At 68.1% G+C, this 19,717-nt stretch carries 21 protein-coding genes; 10 read left to right on the plus strand and 11 right to left on the minus strand.

Features of this window, described 5'->3' with window-relative positions; all coding sequences use genetic code 11:
- Positions 1-127 precede the first annotated feature (127 nt).
- Entirely contained in the window at positions 128-1,945 is a 1,818-nt protein-coding gene (locus tag ABEG17_RS16410) for a glycoside hydrolase family 3 protein (protein ID WP_406830548.1), read from the plus strand.
- 134 nt (positions 1,946-2,079) lie between these two features.
- Here the strand turns inward: ABEG17_RS16410 and ABEG17_RS16415 are convergent, their stop codons facing one another.
- Positions 2,080-2,688, minus strand: coding sequence for a hypothetical protein (locus tag ABEG17_RS16415; protein WP_406830549.1), 609 nt, complete (start codon positions 2,686-2,688; stop codon positions 2,080-2,082).
- Between the two features lie 117 nt (positions 2,689-2,805).
- Between ABEG17_RS16415 and ABEG17_RS16420 the strand changes: the two genes are divergently transcribed.
- Positions 2,806-4,761: a thiamine pyrophosphate-binding protein gene (locus ABEG17_RS16420; RefSeq protein WP_406830550.1), complete on the plus strand. Its 1,956-nt coding sequence runs from the start codon at positions 2,806-2,808 to the stop codon at positions 4,759-4,761.
- 570 nt (positions 4,762-5,331) lie between these two features.
- Here the strand turns inward: ABEG17_RS16420 and ABEG17_RS16425 are convergent.
- Both ABEG17_RS16425 and ABEG17_RS16430 read right to left on the minus strand, forming a co-directional pair.
- Positions 5,332-5,793 (minus strand): SRPBCC family protein, encoded by a 462-nt coding sequence (locus ABEG17_RS16425; RefSeq protein WP_406830551.1) that lies wholly within the window; start codon positions 5,791-5,793, stop codon positions 5,332-5,334.
- A 1-nt stretch (position 5,794) separates the two neighbouring features.
- Positions 5,795-6,265, minus strand: a complete 471-nt coding sequence (locus tag ABEG17_RS16430) for a hypothetical protein (RefSeq protein WP_406830552.1) — start codon at positions 6,263-6,265, stop codon at positions 5,795-5,797.
- 215 nt (positions 6,266-6,480) lie between these two features.
- Here ABEG17_RS16430 and ABEG17_RS16435 point away from each other — a divergent pair, with 215 nt between their 5' ends.
- From ABEG17_RS16435 to ABEG17_RS16445, 3 genes are all read left to right on the plus strand, one after another.
- The gene (locus tag ABEG17_RS16435) at positions 6,481-7,713 is read left to right on the plus strand and encodes a sensor histidine kinase (RefSeq protein ID WP_406830553.1); all 1,233 of its coding nucleotides are present in this window, start codon (positions 6,481-6,483) and stop codon (positions 7,711-7,713) included.
- On the plus strand, positions 7,701-8,357 hold the full coding sequence (locus ABEG17_RS16440) for a response regulator (RefSeq protein ID WP_406830554.1): 657 nt from the start codon (positions 7,701-7,703) through the stop codon (positions 8,355-8,357). The genes ABEG17_RS16435 and ABEG17_RS16440 overlap by 13 nt, the downstream gene beginning before the upstream one ends.
- Before the next feature lie 164 nt (positions 8,358-8,521).
- Complete coding sequence (locus tag ABEG17_RS16445; RefSeq protein ID WP_406830555.1) at positions 8,522-8,809, plus strand: hypothetical protein; 288 nt, start codon at positions 8,522-8,524, stop codon at positions 8,807-8,809.
- Between the two features lie 141 nt (positions 8,810-8,950).
- Here ABEG17_RS16445 and ABEG17_RS16450 read toward each other — a convergent pair whose 3' ends face one another.
- The gene (locus ABEG17_RS16450; protein WP_406830556.1) at positions 8,951-9,787 is read right to left on the minus strand and encodes a DUF5995 family protein; all 837 of its coding nucleotides are present in this window, start codon (positions 9,785-9,787) and stop codon (positions 8,951-8,953) included.
- A 230-nt stretch (positions 9,788-10,017) separates the two neighbouring features.
- On the opposite strand from ABEG17_RS16450, the gene ABEG17_RS16455 reads away from it, so the two are divergent.
- Positions 10,018-10,494 (plus strand): CoA-binding protein, encoded by a 477-nt coding sequence (locus ABEG17_RS16455; protein ID WP_406830557.1) that lies wholly within the window; start codon positions 10,018-10,020, stop codon positions 10,492-10,494.
- A 75-nt stretch (positions 10,495-10,569) separates the two neighbouring features.
- Here ABEG17_RS16455 and ABEG17_RS16460 read toward each other — a convergent pair whose 3' ends face one another.
- Positions 10,570-11,520: a cold-shock protein gene (locus ABEG17_RS16460; RefSeq protein WP_406830558.1), complete on the minus strand. Its 951-nt coding sequence runs from the start codon at positions 11,518-11,520 to the stop codon at positions 10,570-10,572.
- A 308-nt stretch (positions 11,521-11,828) separates the two neighbouring features.
- Between ABEG17_RS16460 and ABEG17_RS16465 the strand changes: the two genes are divergently transcribed.
- Positions 11,829-12,071 (plus strand): hypothetical protein, encoded by a 243-nt coding sequence (locus ABEG17_RS16465; RefSeq protein WP_406833224.1) that lies wholly within the window; start codon positions 11,829-11,831, stop codon positions 12,069-12,071.
- Positions 12,072-12,135: 64 nt separating this feature from the next.
- A complete protein-coding gene (locus ABEG17_RS16470; RefSeq protein ID WP_406830559.1) occupies positions 12,136-12,432 on the plus strand; it encodes a hypothetical protein in 297 nt (98 codons plus the stop codon).
- Positions 12,433-12,520: 88 nt separating this feature from the next.
- On the opposite strand, the gene ABEG17_RS16475 is transcribed toward ABEG17_RS16470, so the two are convergent.
- The 4 genes from ABEG17_RS16475 to ABEG17_RS16490 all read right to left on the minus strand — a co-directional run bounded on the left by ABEG17_RS16475 (position 12,521) and on the right by ABEG17_RS16490 (position 17,564).
- Complete coding sequence (locus tag ABEG17_RS16475; RefSeq protein ID WP_406830560.1) at positions 12,521-13,303, minus strand: alpha/beta fold hydrolase; 783 nt, start codon at positions 13,301-13,303, stop codon at positions 12,521-12,523.
- A gap of 130 nt (positions 13,304-13,433) precedes the next feature.
- Complete coding sequence (locus ABEG17_RS16480) at positions 13,434-14,501, minus strand: sodium:calcium antiporter (RefSeq protein WP_406830561.1); 1,068 nt, start codon at positions 14,499-14,501, stop codon at positions 13,434-13,436.
- Between the two features lies 1 nt (position 14,502).
- Positions 14,503-15,009: a hypothetical protein gene (locus tag ABEG17_RS16485; RefSeq protein ID WP_406830562.1), complete on the minus strand. Its 507-nt coding sequence runs from the start codon at positions 15,007-15,009 to the stop codon at positions 14,503-14,505.
- Complete coding sequence (locus ABEG17_RS16490; protein ID WP_406830563.1) at positions 15,006-17,564, minus strand: molybdopterin oxidoreductase family protein; 2,559 nt, start codon at positions 17,562-17,564, stop codon at positions 15,006-15,008. Before ABEG17_RS16490 ends, ABEG17_RS16485 begins: the two co-directional genes overlap by 4 nt.
- Before the next feature lie 280 nt (positions 17,565-17,844).
- Between ABEG17_RS16490 and ABEG17_RS16495 the strand changes: the two genes are divergently transcribed.
- Both ABEG17_RS16495 and ABEG17_RS16500 read left to right on the plus strand, forming a co-directional pair.
- Positions 17,845-18,315 carry a MarR family winged helix-turn-helix transcriptional regulator gene (locus ABEG17_RS16495; RefSeq protein WP_406830564.1) on the plus strand — a complete coding sequence of 157 codons (471 nt, stop codon included), beginning with the start codon at positions 17,845-17,847 and terminating at the stop codon, positions 18,313-18,315.
- A gap of 83 nt (positions 18,316-18,398) precedes the next feature.
- Positions 18,399-18,731 carry a non-heme iron oxygenase ferredoxin subunit gene (locus tag ABEG17_RS16500; protein ID WP_406830565.1) on the plus strand — a complete coding sequence of 111 codons (333 nt, stop codon included), beginning with the start codon at positions 18,399-18,401 and terminating at the stop codon, positions 18,729-18,731.
- A gap of 94 nt (positions 18,732-18,825) precedes the next feature.
- On the opposite strand, the gene ABEG17_RS16505 is transcribed toward ABEG17_RS16500, so the two are convergent.
- Both ABEG17_RS16505 and ABEG17_RS16510 read right to left on the minus strand, forming a co-directional pair.
- The gene (locus ABEG17_RS16505; protein ID WP_406830566.1) at positions 18,826-19,296 is read right to left on the minus strand and encodes a hemerythrin domain-containing protein; all 471 of its coding nucleotides are present in this window, start codon (positions 19,294-19,296) and stop codon (positions 18,826-18,828) included.
- Positions 19,297-19,355: 59 nt separating this feature from the next.
- Positions 19,356-19,688 (minus strand): cupin domain-containing protein, encoded by a 333-nt coding sequence (locus tag ABEG17_RS16510; protein WP_406830567.1) that lies wholly within the window; start codon positions 19,686-19,688, stop codon positions 19,356-19,358.
- Between the last annotated feature and the right edge of the window lie 29 nt (positions 19,689-19,717).

Below are 19,717 nucleotides of genomic sequence, written 5' to 3' on the forward strand. Positions count from 1 at the left end.
GGATCGCGGCTTGTCAGTGCCCCCGGGTGGGGCAGTCCATCAGGCTCTGAGCTGAGAGCCCTCATCACCGCACCCGGGTGCGGCGCCAGCTCTTGCTATGCCGGGGAGGACCTTGAGAGTTTGGGTCATGCAGCGATCCGGCGGCGCGTCGAAGGCCGTTGCTGTGGGGTTCCTGGTGGCGGGGTTGGTGTCCTGCACGGGCCAGGCGGCACGTCAGCGTCATTACCCGTTCCAGGATGCGTCTCGACCCATCGCCGCGCGGGTCGAGGACCTGTTGGGGCGGATGTCGCTGCCCCAGAAGATCGCGCAGATGGTGCTCGTCGAGCGCAACACCGCGTCACCGGAAGACGTGGGATCGGTCGGGCTCGGTGGAGTGCTGTCCGCGGGCGGCTCAGCACCCGATCCGAACACGGCGGCGAACTGGGCGCAGATGGTGGATGGTTACCAGAAGGCCGCGCTGCAGGGTCCCTTGCCTGTGCCGATCCTGTACGGCACCGATGCCGTCCACGGGCACAACAACCTCGTCGGCGCCACGTTGTTCCCTCACCAGATCGGTCTGGGCGCGACGCGCGATCCGGCGCTGGTGCAGCGGGTCGAGCAGGCCACGGCACAGGAGCTGGCAGGTACCGGGCCACGGTGGGACTTTGCGCCATGCGTGTGCGTGGTGCGTGACGCCCGGTGGGGGCGCACGTATGAGTCATTCGGGGAGGACCCGCGCCTGGTTACCTCAATGGGCTCGGCCGCAATCGAGGGTCTGCAGGGGGCGAATGTGCTGGCCACTGCCAAGCACTACCTGGGTGACGGCGGAACGACCGGTGGCACCGACCAGGGCAACACCCAACTGACGGAAGCGCAGCTGCGGGCGATCCACCTGCCACCGTTCCGCGCGGCGGTTGACCAGAACGTGGCGTCGGTGATGATCTCGTACAGCAGTTGGAACGGCGCCAAGCTGCACGGGGACCGGCACTTGATCCAGGACGTGCTCAAGGGCGAGCTTGGCTTCAAGGGTTTCGTCGTGTCTGATTTCGACGGTATCCAGCAGATGGATGGTCAACGTGGGCTGACCGCGACCGAGGTGAGCGCAGCGGTCAACGCCGGGATTGACATGGCCATGCTGTCCGACGACTGGCGAAGCTTCATCGACCTGCTCAGCGCTGAGGTGGGCAAAGGGCACGTCCCGCTCGCCCGCATCAACGACGCCGTCCGCCGCATCCTGACCCAGAAGTTCCGGTTCGGGTTGTTCGAGCACCCATACACCGACCGGTCGCTTGCCTCGACGATCGGCAGCCCTCAGCACCGGGAACTGGCCCGGCAGGCGGTTCGCGAGTCGGCCGTGTTGCTGAAGAATGATGGCCGTGTCCTTCCGCTGCCCAAGACCGGCGGCAAGATCTTCGTCGCCGGTGATAACGCGGACGACATCGGGAACCAGAGCGGCGGGTGGAGCGTGACCTGGCAGGGCCACTCCGGACCGATCACCCGGGGCACCACAATCCTGGCCGGCATCCGCGGCGCGGTCGCCGGCCAGACGACAGTCACCTACAACCGTGGCGGCAACGGACTCGACTCCAGTTACCGGGCCGCGATCGCAGTCGTCGGCGAGAGGCCCTATGCCGAAGGTCGGGGGGATAGCCCCAGCGGCGTGCGACTGGCGGACTCCGACACCGCAATGCTCAACCGGCTCAGCGCCGCCGGGGTCCCGCTCATAGTGGTCCTCGTCTCCGGGCGCCCCATGGACGTGCACGAACAACTCCCGAGCTGGCGTGCGCTCCTCGCAGCGTGGCTCCCCGGGACCGAGGGAGAAGGGGTCGCTGACGTCCTCTTCGGGGACTACAACCCCACCGGGAGATTGCCCTTGAGCTGGCCAGCAACAGCGATCCAGGAGCCTATGAACGCTGGCAAGGGGAGGACCCCGCTATTCCTCAACGGGTACGGGCTTAGCTTCTGATCCAAACAAGCGACGGAAACGGTCCTGGGGGGGCGCGTACGTCCGTCGAGGGTCCTTGGGTGCACTGGTTGGGGCGCCGGCTTGCCATGACTCATTGCCGACTTCTTCCGGAGCCGTGCGCCTTTCAACCGCTATCAGGTATCGGTGATGGCCCTCTCCGCTCCCTCGGCGAAGAACGCCACCACGTCGTCCAGCACGGCCATCGGCCTGGCCGCACCGAACGACTCGTTCCAGAAGTCGCCCTGTCGCTGCCTCCACGGACCGACGTAGGCGTAGGGCTCGGGGATGACCGCATCGCCGGGGGAGACCCCGTAGTTGACCTCGCCGAGCGAGATGCCGATGTCAAAGTGCTCGGGCCAAAGCACCGGCTCCTCGGACGCCGCGAACGCGCGGAGGGCCTCGTCGCCTCGGGCGAACGCGTCGAGCAGAACGCCGACGTGATCAGGATCGGTCACGATCGAGTCCTCCGGACCGAGCTCGACGGTGTCGGCGTAGACGTCGCCCAGCCTGCGTGGAGTCACCCCAAGGACTGCAGCGGCCGCGGCAAACGTCCCCGTCAACGGATGCCGCCCGTTGGGTCCGACCAGCTCGAGGCCCACCAGCCGCAGGTCGGGCTTGGCCACGGTCGCGATGCCGCCGGGGACGACACGGAGGCGGATGTCGCCGCAGGCGTCGTACTGCGGGCCCGCGAGGAGGAGCTCGGCCACCGCGTGCAGGCTGGTGCGGGTCTGGGTGAGGTCCACGTCGTTCTCCGATCGACTCCCGTGCACACGAACGTACTTCTCCGAGGCGATGTCACGCTACGGCAGAAGGTGTGTACTGATCCTCCTACCGGTCCGCACGGGCACGAGGAGCGTGAGATGGACACCACCACGGAATCGTGGCACGAGGTCCCACCGCAGGACGTCCCGGAGGAGGGGCGGGTGCGGAGCGTCACCGTCGACGGGCGCTCCATCGCCCTGACCCGCTGTGGCGGGCGGCTCGGTGCGCTCGAGAACCACTGCCCGCACCAGGGTGGTCCGCTGGGGGAGGGGTCCATCGAGGACGGACTGCTTCGTTGCCCCTGGCACGGCTACGACTACGACCCCATCTCCGGGGCACCTCCGGGGGAGCTCGCCGACCACCTGGATGACCGGGTGGCGGCCTACGAGGTGGAGGAGGGTCCCGGCGGGGTCCAGATCCGGCTCCCGGATCGAGTGCCCACGGGGCGCACGGTGGCGGATGTCCTGGTGGAAACCCTTGTCGCCCATGGAATCGACACGGTCTTCGGAATGGTCGGCCACTCCAACCTGGGGTTCGCCGACGCCCTCCGGCACGCGGAGCAGCGGGGTGAGCTGCGGTACGTCGGGATCCGGCACGAGGGCGCTGCCGCCTTCGCCGCCAGCGCCTACGGCAAGCTCACTGGCCGACCCGCAGCGTGCTTCGCCATCGCGGGTCCGGGCTCCACCAACCTCCTGACCGGTCTCTACGACGCCAAGCTGGACAGTGCCCCCGTAGTGGCGATCTCCGGGCAGGTGCCGTCGAAGGTATTGGGCCGCGGAGCCTTTCAGGACCTCGACCTCGGGGCGGTGTTCCGCGATGTCGCGATCTCCACAACCACTGTGCAGTCTGGCAGCGACCACGCTGAGCTCGCCGCACTCGCGGTCAAGCATGCTCGCGACGGCCGGGGGGTTGCTCACCTGGTTCTCCCCGACGAGGTTCAGGCTCAGGCGTCGTCCGCGCCGGCCGGATCACCGGACGGCCGCTACTCCCGTCGACCGGTCGGACCCGATCCCGATGCGTTGGCCCGGGCGACCGCGCTCGTCGCCTCCGCAGTCCGGCCCGTGCTCGTGGTCGGACACGGTGCCCGCGACGCCAGAGCCGCGGTCGTCGCACTAGCCGAGCAGCTCGGTGCGCCGGTGCTCACGACCTTCAAGGCCAAGGGCCTGGTGCCTGACACGCATCCCCTTGGCGCAGGCGTGCTCGGGCGGAGCGGGACCCCAGTCGCCAGCTGGCTGATGAACGAGGCCGACCTCCTCGTGGTCGTGGGCGCATCGTTCTCCAACCACACCGGCATTGCGCCGTGGCAGCGGATCGTGCAGATCGACGACACCCCGAGAGCCATCGGAAGGTTCGACGCGGTGACCTCCGAGGTGCTGGGCGATGCAGCTGCCGTCCTCCCCGCCCTGGCCGACGCGGTGAGGGCGGCCGGCGCGAAGGCCCGGGACCAGCGTGGCGACGTGGCGGATCGCTGGGCGATCTGGCGCGCCGAGAAGGCCCGCCGCGTCGTCGACGACCGAGGCCGGGGCGTGTCGGCCGCCGCCGTCTTCGCCGCCCTCTCCGAACACCTCCCGGCCGACGCCGTCGTCGCCGTCGACGTCGGCAACCATGCCTACTCGCTCGGCCGCTACCTCGAGTCCAAGGGGCAGCCGGTGCTGATGTCGGGCTACCTCGGCTCGATCGGCTTCGGCTACCCGGCAGCGATGGGCGCGTGGGCCGCCGACCCCAGCCGCACCGTTGTGGCGGTCACCGGCGACGGTGGCTTCGGCCAGTACGCCATGGAGCTGACCACGGCCGTGCACCACGGCATACCGGTCAAGCACGTCCTCCTCAACAACAACGCACTCGGCAAGATCAGCAAAGAACAGCTGGCCGCCGACTACCCGGTGTGGCACACCTCGCTGACGAACCCGGACTGGGCCGCGTATGCCGTGCTGTGCGGTGCGCACGGGATCCGCGTCACGCATCGCGACCAGCTCGACTCGGCCATGACCGAGCTCTTCGCCACCGACGGCCCGGTCCTTCTGTGTGTCGAGCAGGACGCCGAACTCCTGTGAACGGCTCCCCGGCAGACGGTCACTGGTGAGGGCCACGGCGCCGGGGCTTGTGGTGAGTGACCAAGTGAGTGACAACGGCTACGGAATGGGCGGACATCGGGGGACGATCGGGGAGAGGTTAGTGCTCAGACGGAGCTCCACACGCTCCCGCGGACGGTGTGAAAGTCGTTGACACGGAAGAGGCCACGGGTTCAAACCCAGTCTCGCCCACCAGTGCGAAACACCCCCTCAACTGCGGAAACGTCGGTCAAGGGCTTCTTCGGGCGACGAAGCAGATTCCGAGGCACATCGTGCGCTGTCGACCGGCGTCGCCCCTGTATTGACCAGCCTGCTGACGCCCGTGTTCGCGGAACTGCTGTCTGGTGTGGGGTCCCTTAATGCGGTTAGGGGTGTGGGTTTCTCGCCAGGGCAGGACCGGCGAAGGAATGAGCCAGAGTCGCCGAGCCGCGCGGTGTATCGACTGTCCGGTGCGCTTGGTGCGCCTGTTTTCGGCAGGGAGCAAGGCTACGCCGCGTCGGCTGGGTGTCCCCGGAACCGACGCGGCATAGGTGTTGTCTACGGTGCTGGGTGCTACTCGCCGAGCGGTGAGTGGCCGCTGGTGGGCCGAAGGGTCTGCCGCGCGAGCGCCTCGTTCATCGCGACGAATCCAGCGTGGGTGCGGGCCAGCAGGTGGCCGGTGAAGGGGACCAGGGCACCGGTCACGGTTTCTGACTGTTGGACGAGGGTGCGGTTGACGCCCATCGGGGTGAGCTTGAAGCTGTGCCGCCCGTCGAAGATGCCCGGCACTGCCAAGCGTCCGAGCCACTCGAGGTAGCGATGTTCCTCGAGCGCGGTGACCCACGGTCTGAATGCCATGGCCCGGCCGCGGGGTGGCTGGATGGTCAGGTCCAGGCGTTCTCCGAGGGCGACGGTGCCAGAGGCTCTGGTGATGAACGGGTTCCAGGTTCTGTATCTGGCGAGGTCGGTCAACGTTGCCCACACGTCCTCGGCGCCGGCGGTGACGGTCAGGTGGGTGGCGATCAACTTGCTCATCTCAGCGCCAGCGGTCGCCACGCGTCGTCGTGTACTGGCGTGCCACGTGCAGCCAGGGGACGACGGCAATGACGGGGGCCACCCACAGGATCGTGATGAACTGTTCGCGTGTTGCGCCGGTGAGGTTGCCGTCCAGCCACAACGGCAGGGCAACCGTTCCGAGCCACAGCAGCTTCCACCCGACTTCGAACAGCAGGATCGGCAGCATCCGCTGCGGGTAGCGCAGACCGATCAGCGCGAGCACCGACATCGCCACGAGGATGGCCACGACGGTGCCCTGCTTGAGCTCCCACGGGTCGTGTGAGATGAGTTCGGGCCATTTGGTGATGGCGAGGCCGACACCCATCTCCAGGAAGCCGATGCGCATGAGGTTGAGCCGCCACGTCGGCAGGGACGCGCTGCGGGATGCTGCGCCGTCCTTGGTCTGCTCGTGGGAGGGGGAGGTGCGTGGAAGCTGCTGGAGAATGTTCATGACGGCGACCCTTTCGAGGGTTCAGAGGTATCGGACCGGCTTGGGAGGCCGTGGCTCAACACTCGCCGCCCGGACCCTTGGGCCACATCGGGCAGCGGGCTACACCGCAGGCATCGAAGGGCGACAACTCAACGGTCCAGAAACCAACTTTCGACATCCGGGCGGCCGACTTTCGTTCGTGTCCTCCAGGTGGCGTGCGGGGCTACGGTGAGGGCGTGTCCCGGGTGCAGCAGGCGTGGGCCGCGCTGGCGCGTCCGGCTGTGGCGTTCGACGACCTGCCCGCGCCGGACGTGGCTCGCCGTCACGCGGGACGGGAGCGGGCCGTTGACGGCCTCGTGTTCCTGCTGGCCGTGGTCCTTGGGGCGCTGTTCATCAGCCCGCAGCTGCACGACAACCCCGACCCGCTGTCTGCCATCGAGGTCGCCGTGGACGTCGGGGCCGGCGTGCTCGCCTGCTCCGCCCTGTGGTGGAGGCGCCGCTGGCCCGTTGCCGTTGCCCTGGTGTGCCTGCTACTGGGGACTGTGTCGAGCTCGGCGACCCCTGCTGGGCTCCTTGCGCTGTCCTCGTTGGCGGTGCATCGCCCGGCCCGTCCAACGGTCGTTGTGACACTGCTGTGGCTTCCCTCCCTGTTGGTCTACGCGTTCTACAGCCCCAGCACTGGCCCCATCTCCGTGGTGCTGTTCGTCATGCCGTTGGCGTTCGCCGCCACCGGGTGGGGCATGTTCATCCGGGCACGCCGGCAGCTGCTGTTGTCGCTGCGGGAGCGAGCGCTCCGAGCAGAGGCTGACAAGGAGCTGCGCGACGAGCAGGCTCGGGTGGCCGAACGAACACGAATCGCCCGAGAGATGCACGACGTCCTAGCTCATCGGATTTCGTTGCTGGCATTGCATGCCGGCGCGCTGGAGGTGCGTCCCGACCTACCGCCGCAGCAGGTGCAGGAGACCGCTGCACTTTTACGCTCCACGGCACGTCAGGCGCTGGAGGAGCTGCGCAGTGTCATCGGCGTCCTGCGCGAAGACGCTGGACCGCAGCCGGTGGTGGTGGCACCGCAGCCGACGCTGTCCGACCTGGGTCGCCTCGTGGAGGAGGCTCGCGCGGCGGGTACCGTCATCGACTTCGAGATGCACGTCGAGCACAGTGACGAGCTACCCGCCCCACTGGGACGGGATGCCTACCGCATCGTGCAAGAGGCCTTGACGAACGTGCGAAAACACGCACCCGGTGCCACGGTCAAGCTGCGAGTCGACGGGGCTGCCGGCCACGGCCTGCATGTCGTGGTCCGCAACCGCGAGGCCGTCCCCGCGACAGCGGTGTCCACCCTGCCCGGGGCGGGTGCTGGGCTGCTCGGGCTGCGCGAACGCGTTGAGCTGGCTGGCGGTACTTTGGCCGCCGGCCCCGACGACGTCGGTGACTTCGTTGTGGAGGCTGCACTGACATGGCCAACGTGAAGGTGTTGCTCGTCGACGACGACGCCCTGGTTCGGGCAGGGCTACGACTCATCCTGTCGTCGGCCGACGACATCGACGTCGTCGGCGAGACCGCTGACGGGGCTGGCGCGGTTGCAGCGGTGCAGGCGACCCGTCCGGATGTGGTCCTGATGGACATTCGTATGCCGCAGATGGACGGCATCACCGCAACCGCCGCGTTGCGGCGCCTCGAGAAGCCGCCGCAGGTCATCGTGCTCACCACGTTCCAGGCCGACGCGCAGGTCGTGGCTGCCCTCAGGGCGGGCGCCAGTGGATTCCTGGTCAAGGACACACCGCCCGCCGAGATCATCAGTGCGGTCCGGTTGGTGGCTGCTGGCGACGCCATCGTGTCCCCGTCGGTGACCCGGATGCTGCTGTCTCACTTCGGGGACAGCGAAGGGGCAGATCGACGGCACACCGCCGCCGAAAGGTTGGCCGCCCTCACTGACCGAGAGCGGGAAGTGGCGACCGCCGTGGGTGCGGGCGCCTCCAACGCGGAGATTGCCGCGTCCCTGTTCATGAGCGAGGCCACGGTCAAGGCGCACGTGTCACGCCTGCTGAACAAGCTCCATGCGGCCAATCGCGTGCAGGTCGCCATCGTCGTGCATGACGCCGCCACATCCTGACGCTCGGTCCGATCGCCCGCCCATGTCTGCGCTCGTACGCGAAACTCCGTAAGCACGGGGGTGGTCTCGCGGCTACACCGCACTCTTCGCCGGCACGGCGTAGTCTCGGGACAACGCGTCTTCGATCCTCCAAGGGGTCCGCGACAGAGTCGAGGTCGCCCACCATGGAAACCGATACCGCCGCACTTGCCCGGATGGGCCCACAGATGTTGGTCACGCTGGCCATGGACATCCGCTTGGCACGCGAGGAAGTCCGCATCGGACGCATTGAACCCGTGCTCCAGATCAGCCTCCTGTCTGCCCGTCAGAAGTTGCTGCGCGCCATGGAGGTGTATGCCGATGAGCTGACTGCACGACGGCTGCCCGTGCCCCACCAGCTGCACGACGAGCTACGCCTGCTGCGCGACATTCGACGCCAGCCGCAAGGCAGAGCGTGGCACCGTCGGGGATGAACGGGCCAACGTGCTGTGCAACGTACGCTCACCAGTCGTGACCTCGGGCGCTCAGGACGCCCGGGCTCGCCTCGAGAGGGCGGATCCACGTGGGCGTGAACCGGTGAGCGGGCATTGCCGAGACCGTCCAACCGGCAGCGGCTAGGCGCCGGCACCCGGTACCGGCCCCAGTTCGGGGAAGCTGACTGGCGTGAGCAGCTGTCGGGTGACGAGGCCGACGAGGGATGCGCGGGAGCCCAGGTACGCCGCATACGCGTCTTTTCGGCTCTGCAGGGCCCACTGGACTGTGGCACTGAGCCACGCCGCGTCGCGGGCGGCCTCGATGCTCCAGCCGCCGACGACGTCCAGCTCCGGTGCCGCTGCACGGTCGAGCTGCAGGGCGACCCCGGCGAGGTAGGACTCCCGCACCTCTTGGACTGCGGCGGCGAGGATCTCGTTGACGGCAAGGAAGTCGGCACGTACCCCAGGCGAGTCCAGGGTCCGGCCGAGCTGGCGGCAGGTGCGCACGAGAGCAAGGCCCAGGTCGAAGTTGATGTGGGCGTTCATCCCTGCCAGGGCGTGCTGGAGGCGTGCTGTGCCCGGTTGTGCCCGGAGGGCGAACAGCGGCTGCCAGGCGCTGCTGCGGCTCTCGTCGGTCGCTCGGCAGGCGTCGAGGTAGAGACCGGCAAAGACGCAGTCGAGACGTTCCATGAAGGCCGCGTCCTGGAAGGAACGCGCTGCCGCCGCTGCTCCGATGAGCTCGGTGACGTGCAGGTACATGCGGTGGAAGTCTGCAACGCCGTCCTCGGTGGGCATCGCGGCGCCGAGGAGGCGCAGCTCCTCGATGACTTGCGCGATGGAGGTGGGCTGGTCCGGTGGCGGGTCGCTCGGGGTGAGGGCGCGGCGGTCGTTCAGGTTGGCGGCCATGCTGGTGATCGCGCCCAAGGCCTGGGTGACGCCTCGACGTGCGGCGTTGGCGACGTCTCCGAGGAAACCCATCGCGGCACCCCTCTTGGTCTCAGGCCGTTGTGCCTCACGATAGGCGGTGCCTGCGACTTCGTCACCGACCCGCAGGGTCACCCGCCCTCAACTGGCCAAGGCGAGCTGACGAGGTGGCGTCATTCAGCGTGGGACGTTCGGCTCTTGTCGAACGCCCAGAGCGTTGCTCACCATGGGACTCGTAGACCCGGCGAGCCCGCTCGGGGCCAGCCCACCGTTGGGGGTGTGTGGTGGTCGGAATCAAGCAGGCAGCCTCGGAGTTCCTGGCGAATGGGCACATCGCGGTCACCGGGGTTTCTCGGAACCCCAAGGGTCACGGGGCGAACGTGGTCTATCAGCGGCTGAAGGACCGCGGGTACGAGGTCGTGGCGATCAATCCGAATGCCGACCGTGTCGAGGACGACAGGTGCTACCCGGATCTGAGGTCGGTTCCCGGCGGTGTGAAGGCCGTGGTGATCGGCACGCGCCCCGAGATCGCTGAGACCACCATGCGCGAGTGTGTGGACCTGGGTGTCGAGCAGGTGTGGATGCACCGGGGGCCGGGCGCCGGGAGCGTGTCAGAAGTCGCGACGGCATACGGGCGCGAACACGGGGTCACCGTGATCGACGGAGGCTGCCCGTGCATGTTCGGCCCAACCGCGGACACCGGCCACAGGATGATGCGATGGATGTTCGGCCTGACCGGCAACGTGCCCAGACGGGTGTGACTCCGACGAGCCCCAGGACTTGAACCCCGGCGACCGCCACCGATGTTTGTGGCTGCGCCTGGACCGCCGTTCCACTCACACCAGTTCGACGCGATCGGCCTGTGGTCCGCGATCGCTCTGTCGCACCTGGTACCGGACCCGATCACCTTGGTGCAGCTCCTCGGCGCCCTTGAGGACCGACACGTGCACGAACAGGTCGGCGCCGCCAGAGTCCGGGGCGATGAAGCCGAACCCCCGTTCAGCGTCGTAGCGCGCGACCACTCCCTCGCCGCCGCGCACAGGGGCGTCGGTTGCCTCCCGGTGGCCCGACCGGGCGCGGGTCGTCGACGTCGCGGGTGCGCCCCGCGGTGTCGAGCTGCGCGCGAGGCGAACGTCGCGAGCCTGCGGGCCCTTCTCGCTCACGACGACGGCGTAGGTCACCCGGTCCCCCTCGTCCAGCCCGAGGAGCCCGTCGGCCAGCTCCCGGACGTGGACGAAGACATCGGGGTCGCCCGACTCGGGGGTGATGAACCCGAAGCCTTTGTCCCCGTCGTACCAGGAAACGGTTCCGTCCGCCCCGTCGGATGCCATGGCCTGGGCGTGCTGGGCGGCCTGAGGTCCCAAAGGGAGCAGGTGGTCAGCCTGCGGTCCCCTCTCCCCATCGACGACGAGGAACGCCACCCGCTGCCCCTCCGAGACCACGCCGCCCCCCACGATGGCCGAGCTGTGCACGAAGATCTCGGCACCACCGCCATCGGGCGTGATGAAGCCGTACCCCTTGGCAGGCTCGTACCAGGAGACGGTGCCGAGCACGCCCAGCGGTGTGTCGGCGGCCTGGTCGGCCGTGACCCGTACGCGGCGTGCCTGTGGGCCGCGGTCACCCTCGCCGATCTCGAACTCGACCACCTGCCCCTCCCGGAGCAGCTTCATCGCGTCATCGCTGACGATCTCGGACGCATGCACGTACAGGTCATCTGTCCCTTGCCCGAGGGCGATGAAGCCGAACCCTCGGTCGGCATCGAACCAGCGGACGGTTCCCTCGGTCACGGCTGACTCCTTGTCAAAGCTACGGGTGGTCTTCACCCAAGTGTCCCCGACGGGACGGGGACCTGCCGCTCGGCCAACTGATCGGACTGGTCTCCCAGCCGAACCGTCGTACCGGCTGGTGACGCCCGACCGGAGAGCGCAGACGCTTGGGCCCGGCCGAGGACTGGTTGACCGGGCCCCAGACGCAGGTCGCTGCGCTCGTGCGGGAGGTCGACAGCGGCCCTCGCGACGCCAAGGCGCAAAGTCGCCAGATCGGCGCGAGCTAGCACGGTCACAGGCTGGCGAAGCTCGACACGCCGACGCTCGTGGTGCACGGAGACCCCGACCCGCTCCTGCGGACCTCTGCGGGGCGGGCCACGGCCGCCCGCATCAAGGACTCGCGGCTGATGATCTGGCCCGGAGTGGGCCACGACATCCCTGCACCGTTGTGGCCGACGGTGGTGAGCGCCGTTCCCCTAGGGATTGATGCCGCCATCTGGCTGGGCTGGGCCGTCGCTGCCACCGCCTGGAAGGTCACAGCCGCCTCACAGCGCCGGTTTGGTCGACGGTAAGGCAGGCGGGGGATCCTCAGAGGGCGCCAGCACCTCAAGGCAGCGCGACTGACGAGGAGGCCCCATGAGCACCATGCACGACCTGCTCCTCTCCGCCCTGCTGGCCGCCACTGGATGGCTGGCGCTCCGTCGACGCCCCGAGGTCGTCCTCGCCGCGGTCGCTGCGGCTGGGATGCTGGGCGCGGACGCGTGGTTCGACGTGGCGACAGCGAACTCCGGCGACCGGCTCTCCTCGGTCCTCAGCGCCGTTTTGGTCGAGCTACCCCTTGCCACGACACTCGTCGTGGTGGCCGCTCGCCGGGTCCACCAGCTGGCTGGCGCCTCCTCGAGCACCCTCCCGGTGTCCAGGGCTGGGACATGAGCAGCGCCGGCCGCGCGGCGTCATCCTGCGGCGTCATCCTGCGGCGGGTGAACCAAGGACTTGGTGTGGCTGCGGAGCGCAACCGGTCTCAAGAGGTGCTGTCGAGGATCAGCTGGACCGCTTCGTGCGGTGCGTCCCATTGCGGAAAGTGACCGCATCGCTCGAACCAGTGCAGCGCAGCGTCGGGGAACAGCTCCGTGGCGCGGGCGGCCTGTCTCGGCACGGTCACCAAGTCACGGCGCCCCCACCCGATCGTCACCCGCCCGGGCACTGTGCCAGCCGGGGCACCGCGTTGCTTGGGTCCCTTCGTCAGGGCGTCCATTGCCGCTGCGGTCGCCGGGGAGTCGGCCAGCCCACGTACGTCTGGCAGCACCGTGTCGCGAGAGAGCGCCCAGGGCCGCGCCGACAACTGCGCCAGCAGCACAGTCCTCGTGACAGGGTTCCCTAGCAGTGATGGCAGTACGCCTCGCAACGCTCGGACCAAAGCGATCGACGGTCGCAGGGTGGCGCCGAAGGCGACCAGCTCGCGGTCGCTCCAGAAACCGCCCGGGTCCAACGCCACGGTGTCGCCGCCGACCCCGCGCCGCGCGAGCTCGAGCACCATACGGCCGCCCATCGACTGGCCCACGGTGGAGACCCCATCCAGCCCCTGTTCCCTGATGAAGTCCGCGACGGAGTCGGTCAAGGTCGCGATCGAGACCTCACCAGTCAACGACGGTGTCTCACCGAACCCCGGTAGGTCGACAGCGATGACCTCACGGCTCTCGGCGAGGTCGTCAATGATTGGGGCCCAGGACCGCCACCCTGCGCCCAGACCGTGCACGAGCAACAGCGGACTGCCGCTTCCGCGTCGAACATGGTTCAGCGTCATGGCCGAGACGCTACCTCATGGCGCTCCAGCGGGTTTGGTCAGTGCAAGGGGAGTGGACGTCTGAAGGGAGGCCCGTCACTTCCCCCGCGGCGACGAGGTCAGTCGCCTTGGTGGAGGGGGGGCGTCGGTGCTACTGCGGGAGGACGACGAGCCCGATGATGCCGAGCACGTAGAGGCCCAGGACCGCGATGCTGTCGATGCCGAGGCGGGCATGCTCCTTCGCAGGACGAAAGATCAGCCCACCCATGTAGACGACGGTCAGGAGTGCGGCCAGGCCCGTGAGATAGATGTCGGCGGCGTGGGCGTTGGGCAGGACGGCCTTGCCCGAGACCAGGACCGCCAGCAGGAACAGCACCGGCAGGAAGGCGTTGCCACCGAAGATGTCACCGAAGGCGAGCTTGTAGTCACCCTGTCGTGTCGCGTTCAAACCGGTACTGAGCTCTGGCAGCGACGTCGCAGCCGCGAGGACGGTGGCACCGAAGAGAGCCCCTGACAGGCCGACCTGGTCGGCGGCGGCAGTTCCGCTCTCCTCGGCGAGGGCGCCGGCGACCAGAGTCGCCACGGCTGCGGCGCTGAAGATGAGGAGAACCCGGGTGGTGCTGACGCCTCTGCGGGTCGCTTCGTCTGAGCGGGTCTTCCTGGAGTGGCCGCGAGGCTTCGGTTGGCTGTCCGGGGCCTCGCCGCTGTTGGCCCAGGGCAGCTTGCCGCCTGCGCGCTGAGTCAGCACGAGCCCCATTACCCAGACGAGCGCGATGAGGACGACGTCCGGGCTGATTCGGGCTACGACAAGGTCCTTGGGGAGTTGGGTGCCCATGACCACGACGACAAGCACTGCCAGGACGATCGCCCCCTCGATGACGAGGGTGAGGCTCGCGGCCTGATATGTCAGCGGCCGCCGTTCCCGAACGCCGAAGGCGTCCAACGCGACGAGGACCACCGTCTGGATCGCGATGCCCCCGAGGATGTTGCTCACGGCCACGTCCAGCTTCCCGCTGGCGGCGGCGCTGTAGGTGATGGCGATCTCGGGGAGGTTGGTGGCCACAGCGAGAAGGATGAGTCCACCGAGCGCCTGACCGAGGTGGAGCCGGTCGGCCAAGATGTCCGTGTAGTTGGACAGCGGGATGCCCGCGACCCAGATCACGGCTGCACTCGCGACGAAGAGCAGCAGCTCCGCCCACAAGGGCAGGTGCGGCAACACGTCAGGTCCTCCCGATGGGGGTGGATGCCTGCGGGGTCGCCGGGGGAGCCACGATCAGGGCCTGGGGTGCGGCGGACTTCATGCGGGTCACCAGCCACGCCAGTTGGCGCGAGACGTCCTTGCGTGCGGTCTTCTCGATGGACAGCAGCTCCTCGTCACGCAGTCCCTGTGCCCCCTGTCCGATGACCGTCCAGGTGCTGTCGACCAGGGTCGCGAGCATGTGGAGGTCTTGCAGGTCACGCAGCAGACCGACGGCGCCGCTGCGAACCTCACCGACACCCGAAGCGTGCAGGCGTTGTGGTTCTTCGACGTCTGAGGCTTCGCCGTACCTGGCCACCACGGGCTGCAGCTTCGACACGTGCTCCCGGCTCATCTTGGCCAGGGCCTGGCAGGTGAACAGCACGTCCGGATGGTTCGCATGTCCTTGGCCGATGGTGTCGAACGAGTCGGCCAAGGTGGCTTCGCTGGCGTGGATGAGCGCGACATAGGTCGCGAGGTGGGTGCTCATGACCGGTCCCCTTCCGACGTTCTGGCGTCGCCTTCCGGCAGGACCGCGACGCGACCGGCCCCGGGGGACTGTGCGGGGTCGTTCGGATACAGGGGTATGGGGTCGAGCATGACGCTGGAGGTGGGCGTTCCCCCGCGAGTCGGTGGAACATCAGCTCGCGGGGGTGCGGAGGCGGCCGTGGTGGGAGCGGGCGACGGTCGGTGGCCGTCGCGCACCTTGACCACGCGGCACGCGGCCGTCTTGAAGTAGGGCTGCTTGGACACGGGGTCCCACACGGTCATGGTCAGCTCGTTGGCCTGCCTGGAAGGGTCGTCGACCTTGGCGTCGGGGAGGTCCCAGGTGCCGTAGTGGAAGGGCGCGAACACCGCTCCCTTCATGACGCGGCCCACGCGGGCCTGGACCTCGATGGCGCCTCGGGGGGACTCGACGCGGACGACGTCGCCCTCGGTGACTTCGAGGCTCGCTGCATCCTCGGTGCTGAGCTCGACCCAGGCGTCGGGTGCGGCTTCGTTGAGCCTGCGTGCTCTACCGGTCTTGGTCCGGGTGTGGAACTGGTAGACGGTGCGACCTGTCGTGAACAGCAACGGGTACTCGTCGCTCGGGACCTCGTGGGCGGGAGTCCACTCACACCCCTTGAGGAAGGCTCTGCCCGCAGGCGCGAGGGCACGGTGCTCCGTCTCGGTGACGGCGCCTCCGGTGAGCAGGTCGTGGCCGTAGGTCTCGCACTCGTCCGTGTGGGTGGGGAAGACGGCGTCGGTGTAGAGACGGTCGGTGCCGTCAGGTGCGGTCCTGATGTTCACGGGCCAGGGGATTCCGCTGGGGCCGCGCAGCTTGTCGTAGCTCAGCCCCGTGTAGTCGACCGGGCGCCCTGCCGTCGCCGCCTTCCACGCCTCGAATGCCTCCTCGGGGCCACGCCACGACGGCAACGGCCGACCCGAGCGGTCGGTGAAGCCCATCAGCTCCGCGTACAGGGTGAAGATCTCGAGGTCGCTCTTCGCCTCGCCGGGGGGCTCGACGGCTTTCTCGGACAGGTGCACGGTGCGGTTGACGTTGGTGAAGGTCCCGGTCTTCTCGCCCCAGCCCGCGGCTGGGAGCACGACGTCGGCCAGCTGCGCGGTCTCGGTCATGAAGAGGTCCTGCACCACGACGAAGCACTGGTCGCCGCCGAGGATCTTGCGGATGCGGGCAGACTGGGGCATCGACACCGCAGGGTTGGTCGCCGACACCCACAGCATGCCGATGGTGCCCTCCTCGGCGTGGCGAAAGATCTCCATGGCGTTGGTCGGGGGAGCCCAGTGGGGGATGACCGACGCATCGACGTCCCACAGGTCGGCGAGCTCCTGGACGTGGGCTGCGTTGTCCCAGTTGCGAAAGCCGGGCAGGTCGCCGTCAGCTCCGCACTCGCGGTTGTTCTGCGCCGTCGGCTGACCGTTCATCTGCAGCACGCCGGACCCGACCTTGCCGATCTGCCCGCGCAGGAGGTGCAGGTTGTTGACGGCAACCGACGCCGCGGTCGCCTGGTGGGACTGGTAGAAGCCCTGGAGGACCGTGGACAGCACGTGGTCGCTCTCACCGAAGATGCGCGCCGCACGCCGGATGTCCGCAGGGTCGAGACCACAGATCTCGCCGGCCCACTCCGGCGTGCAGTGCTCGACCGTCTTCAGCAGATCCTGCTGGCCGACGGTGTGCTCCTGCACCCACTCGTGGTCGACCCAGTCGTTGACGAACAGCTCACGGGTCAACGCGTTCATCAGCGCGAGGTTGGTGCCCACCTTTGCCGCCAGGTGGACGCCCCCGGTGCGGATCGCCTCGTCAGCGACACGGGTGCGGCGCGGATCGACGCAGACGAGGGTCGGCGGGTTCGGACCACGCGTGCGGTCCAGGATCCGGGTCCACAAGACCGTCTGCGTCTCGGCCATGTTGTGGCCGAACAGAAAGATGGCGTCACAGTGTTCGATGTCGGTGTACGAGCCCGGCTGTCCGTCGGCGCCGAAGCTCTCCTTGAAAGATGCCGCAGCTGTGGCTGTGCACAACCGCGTGTTCCCGTCCATGTGCGGTGTCCCCAGGCAGGCCTTGCCGATGACGGCCAGGGCGTAGTACTCCTCGATGAACAGCTGCCCGGAGGTGTAGAAGCCGAGCGAGAGCGGACCCTTCTCGTCAAGCAGGCGCTTGCTCATCTCGACGACCTTGCCCATCGCCGTGTGCCAGTCGGACTCCACCAGGACCCCGTCCCGACGCACCAGTGGTCGGGTCAGGCGATCTGGGGACGATGCCCACGGGGTGCTGCCGTACAGGCCCTTGGGCCCCAGCCGCCCATGGTTGACGACATCGCCGCCACGACCCCGCACCCCGACCATCCGGCCGTCCTTGACCGCGATGTCACATCCACATCCGTTGCTGCACAACACACATGCCGACTGGACCCAATGGTCCACGGAGTCCGGGGTGATCCCTTCCTCGAGATGGGTGTCGACGCGGGCGGGCCACACGGTGCCGCGTGCGTGCGGGGTCAGTGGGCCCCAGATGTCCGCGATCCGGTCGATCGAGTCGGTCATCGTCCGCTCCTTGTCCTCGTCGTCAGCCCGCCAGGTGCCCGGCGAGGGGTCCTCGCCGTAGAGCCTGAATGCAGCCTGCCCAACTATGTGCGCAAGCGCAACAGATGCGCCGGCGCATGCTAATTTCCCAGCGGGCCCTTACAGGTCCGTATCTAGGTACAACGATTGTGGTGGTCCAAGTGAACGGAGGGGCGCGACCACAATGAATCCCCGAGCGCAACGATTGATCGGATGCAACGGCTGTCATACTCGTGTCATGAGGAGTGATTCGGTGACCAGCGTGGATGACCCAGACCGGCAGGCCGATGCCGTCATGCGTGCGGCCCGGGTGCTGGTCGGCGTGATCGCACGGTCCGTGGCTGAGGTGGAGGACATCGTGTCGTTGCCGCAGCTGCGCGTCCTGGTCCTCGTCGCCAGTCGCGGGACACTCAACCTCGGGCAGGTCGCCGAGGCTCTGGGGGTCCATCCGTCCAACGCGACCCGGACGGTGGAACGGTTGGTGGTCGCAGGGCTGCTCGAGCGCACCGAGGACCCCGCGGACCGCCGTTACCTCGCGTTGGAGCTCTCCAAGGACGGCCATGACGTGGTTGAGAGCGTGATGGCCTATCGCCGCGAGTCGATCCTGGCGGTGATGGAGAACATGAGTCCCACGAGTCGTCGTGCTCTGGCCCGGACCCTGGAATCGTTCGCAGAGGCAGCGGGGGAGCCGTCCGAGGGCGAGGACGCCTACGTCCTCGGGCTGCCGACCTGACCCTGCGTGGTCTCCACGCGGGTCTCTGCGTTGATCTGTCGGCAAACAATGGACCTGATGGATTGGAACGGAGAACGACACTGATGGCTGAAGACGGGTGGTTGCGTGTCGGCGCGCTCACCGAGCTGGCCGACGAATCCGCGGCGCGTCTCGATCTGGACGACGGCGCGATCTGCGTGGCCCGCAGCAACGGGAACGTGTACGCAGTGAAGGACGAGTGCAGCCACGGTCAGGTGCCGCTGTCCGAGGGCGAGGTGGATGACGGGTTCGTGGAGTGCTGGATGCACGGCTCCAGATTCGACCTGGTCACCGGCGCTCCTACCGGCCCACCAGCACTCACGCCGGTGCGGGTGTACCCCGTCCGCGTGGTGGACGGGTTCATCGAGATCCAGCTGCGGGCCGAGGCGGCGACGTGATGGCCCATGCCTATGGCGCAGGAGTCCCCATGGCCCCAGAAAGCTTCTCCTCCACACGGACGTCACCAGTTCAGGTGACTGAAGGCGGGACGCGTCACTCGTCGATCATGCGCGACTGGGGGTGCGCCTCGTGCCACGCCTGCATGGAGGCGTCCCATTCATCGCCACTGAGGGTCACCAGCGATGCGGGGAAGAGTCCGTCCTCCTCCTTGGCGATGTGTTCGTGCAGCTCGAAGACCGCGGTGCGCATACGTGCCTGGTCGGAGGGCTTGGTGAGATCACATGCGTCGAGGAGTGTCTCCAGCTCGCGGTGCTCGTTCACCAGTGGCCCGATGTGCTCGGCGAAGAGATCGTCACGACGCATCACGGCGAACAGGCCGTTCTCCTCTCCCTGCCAGTGGGAACGCAGCTCGGCGGCCATGGCGCGCAACAGTGCGGTGGCTTCGGTCAGCTCACCGCGGTCGAGCGCGCGCACTGCGTCGCCTCCCAGGTTGGTCGCGCGTTCGTGTTCGGCGATGTAGTCCCGGATCAGCGGTATGTCGCGGCATCCGCAGTAGTGGCACATCGTCGTCTAGGTCCCCGTCCCCGGTCGCGCGATCATGACGCCTTCAGTCGGTACCGATGTCACGTCGTCTTGGCCACGGTCAACAGGATGACCGAGTCCTCGACTGCGTGCAGGGCGTGTCGGGAGTCGGGGATGAACAGGAGGTCGCCCGGCGACCCGTTCCAGCTGTCGTCGCCGGCGCTCAGGGTGATCCGTCCCTGCAGCACCTGCAGGGTGGCTTCGCCTGGGTTTTCGTGCTCATCCAGTCTGCTCCCGGCCGCGAGTGCGATGAGGGTCTGACGCAGGACGTGCTCGTTGCCTCCGTAGACCGTGTGGGCGCTGCGACCGCTGGAGGCGGTCGATGCCAGCTGCAGCTGGTGTCGGGCCAGTGCCGTCAGTGACTGCTTCTGCACGTTTGCTCCTGAGCTAGGGGTGGGTGGGG

It is taken from the genome of Pedococcus sp. KACC 23699 (genome assembly GCF_045348425.1).
Lineage (GTDB): Bacteria > Actinomycetota > Actinomycetes > Actinomycetales > Dermatophilaceae > Pedococcus.

Excerpts from the sequence above, each read along its gene's own strand:
- ABEG17_RS16410 (WP_406830548.1), top strand. The coding sequence starts at position 128 with ATGCAGCGATCCGGCGGCGCGTCGAAGGCCGTTGCTGTGGGGTTCCTG.
- ABEG17_RS16420 (WP_406830550.1), top strand. The coding sequence starts at position 2,806 with ATGGACACCACCACGGAATCGTGGCACGAGGTCCCACCGCAGGACGTC.
- ABEG17_RS16425 (WP_406830551.1), bottom strand. The coding sequence starts at position 5,793 with ATGAGCAAGTTGATCGCCACCCACCTGACCGTCACCGCCGGCGCCGAG.
- ABEG17_RS16430 (WP_406830552.1), bottom strand. The coding sequence starts at position 6,265 with ATGAACATTCTCCAGCAGCTTCCACGCACCTCCCCCTCCCACGAGCAG.
- ABEG17_RS16440 (WP_406830554.1), top strand. The coding sequence starts at position 7,701 with ATGGCCAACGTGAAGGTGTTGCTCGTCGACGACGACGCCCTGGTTCGG.
- ABEG17_RS16445 (WP_406830555.1), top strand. The coding sequence starts at position 8,522 with ATGGAAACCGATACCGCCGCACTTGCCCGGATGGGCCCACAGATGTTG.
- ABEG17_RS16450 (WP_406830556.1), bottom strand. The coding sequence starts at position 9,787 with ATGGGTTTCCTCGGAGACGTCGCCAACGCCGCACGTCGAGGCGTCACC.
- ABEG17_RS16470 (WP_406830559.1), top strand. The coding sequence starts at position 12,136 with ATGAGCACCATGCACGACCTGCTCCTCTCCGCCCTGCTGGCCGCCACT.
- ABEG17_RS16475 (WP_406830560.1), bottom strand. The coding sequence starts at position 13,303 with ATGACGCTGAACCATGTTCGACGCGGAAGCGGCAGTCCGCTGTTGCTC.
- ABEG17_RS16485 (WP_406830562.1), bottom strand. The coding sequence starts at position 15,009 with ATGAGCACCCACCTCGCGACCTATGTCGCGCTCATCCACGCCAGCGAA.
- ABEG17_RS16490 (WP_406830563.1), bottom strand. The coding sequence starts at position 17,564 with ATGACCGACTCGATCGACCGGATCGCGGACATCTGGGGCCCACTGACC.
- ABEG17_RS16500 (WP_406830565.1), top strand. The coding sequence starts at position 18,399 with ATGGCTGAAGACGGGTGGTTGCGTGTCGGCGCGCTCACCGAGCTGGCC.
- ABEG17_RS16505 (WP_406830566.1), bottom strand. The coding sequence starts at position 19,296 with ATGTGCCACTACTGCGGATGCCGCGACATACCGCTGATCCGGGACTAC.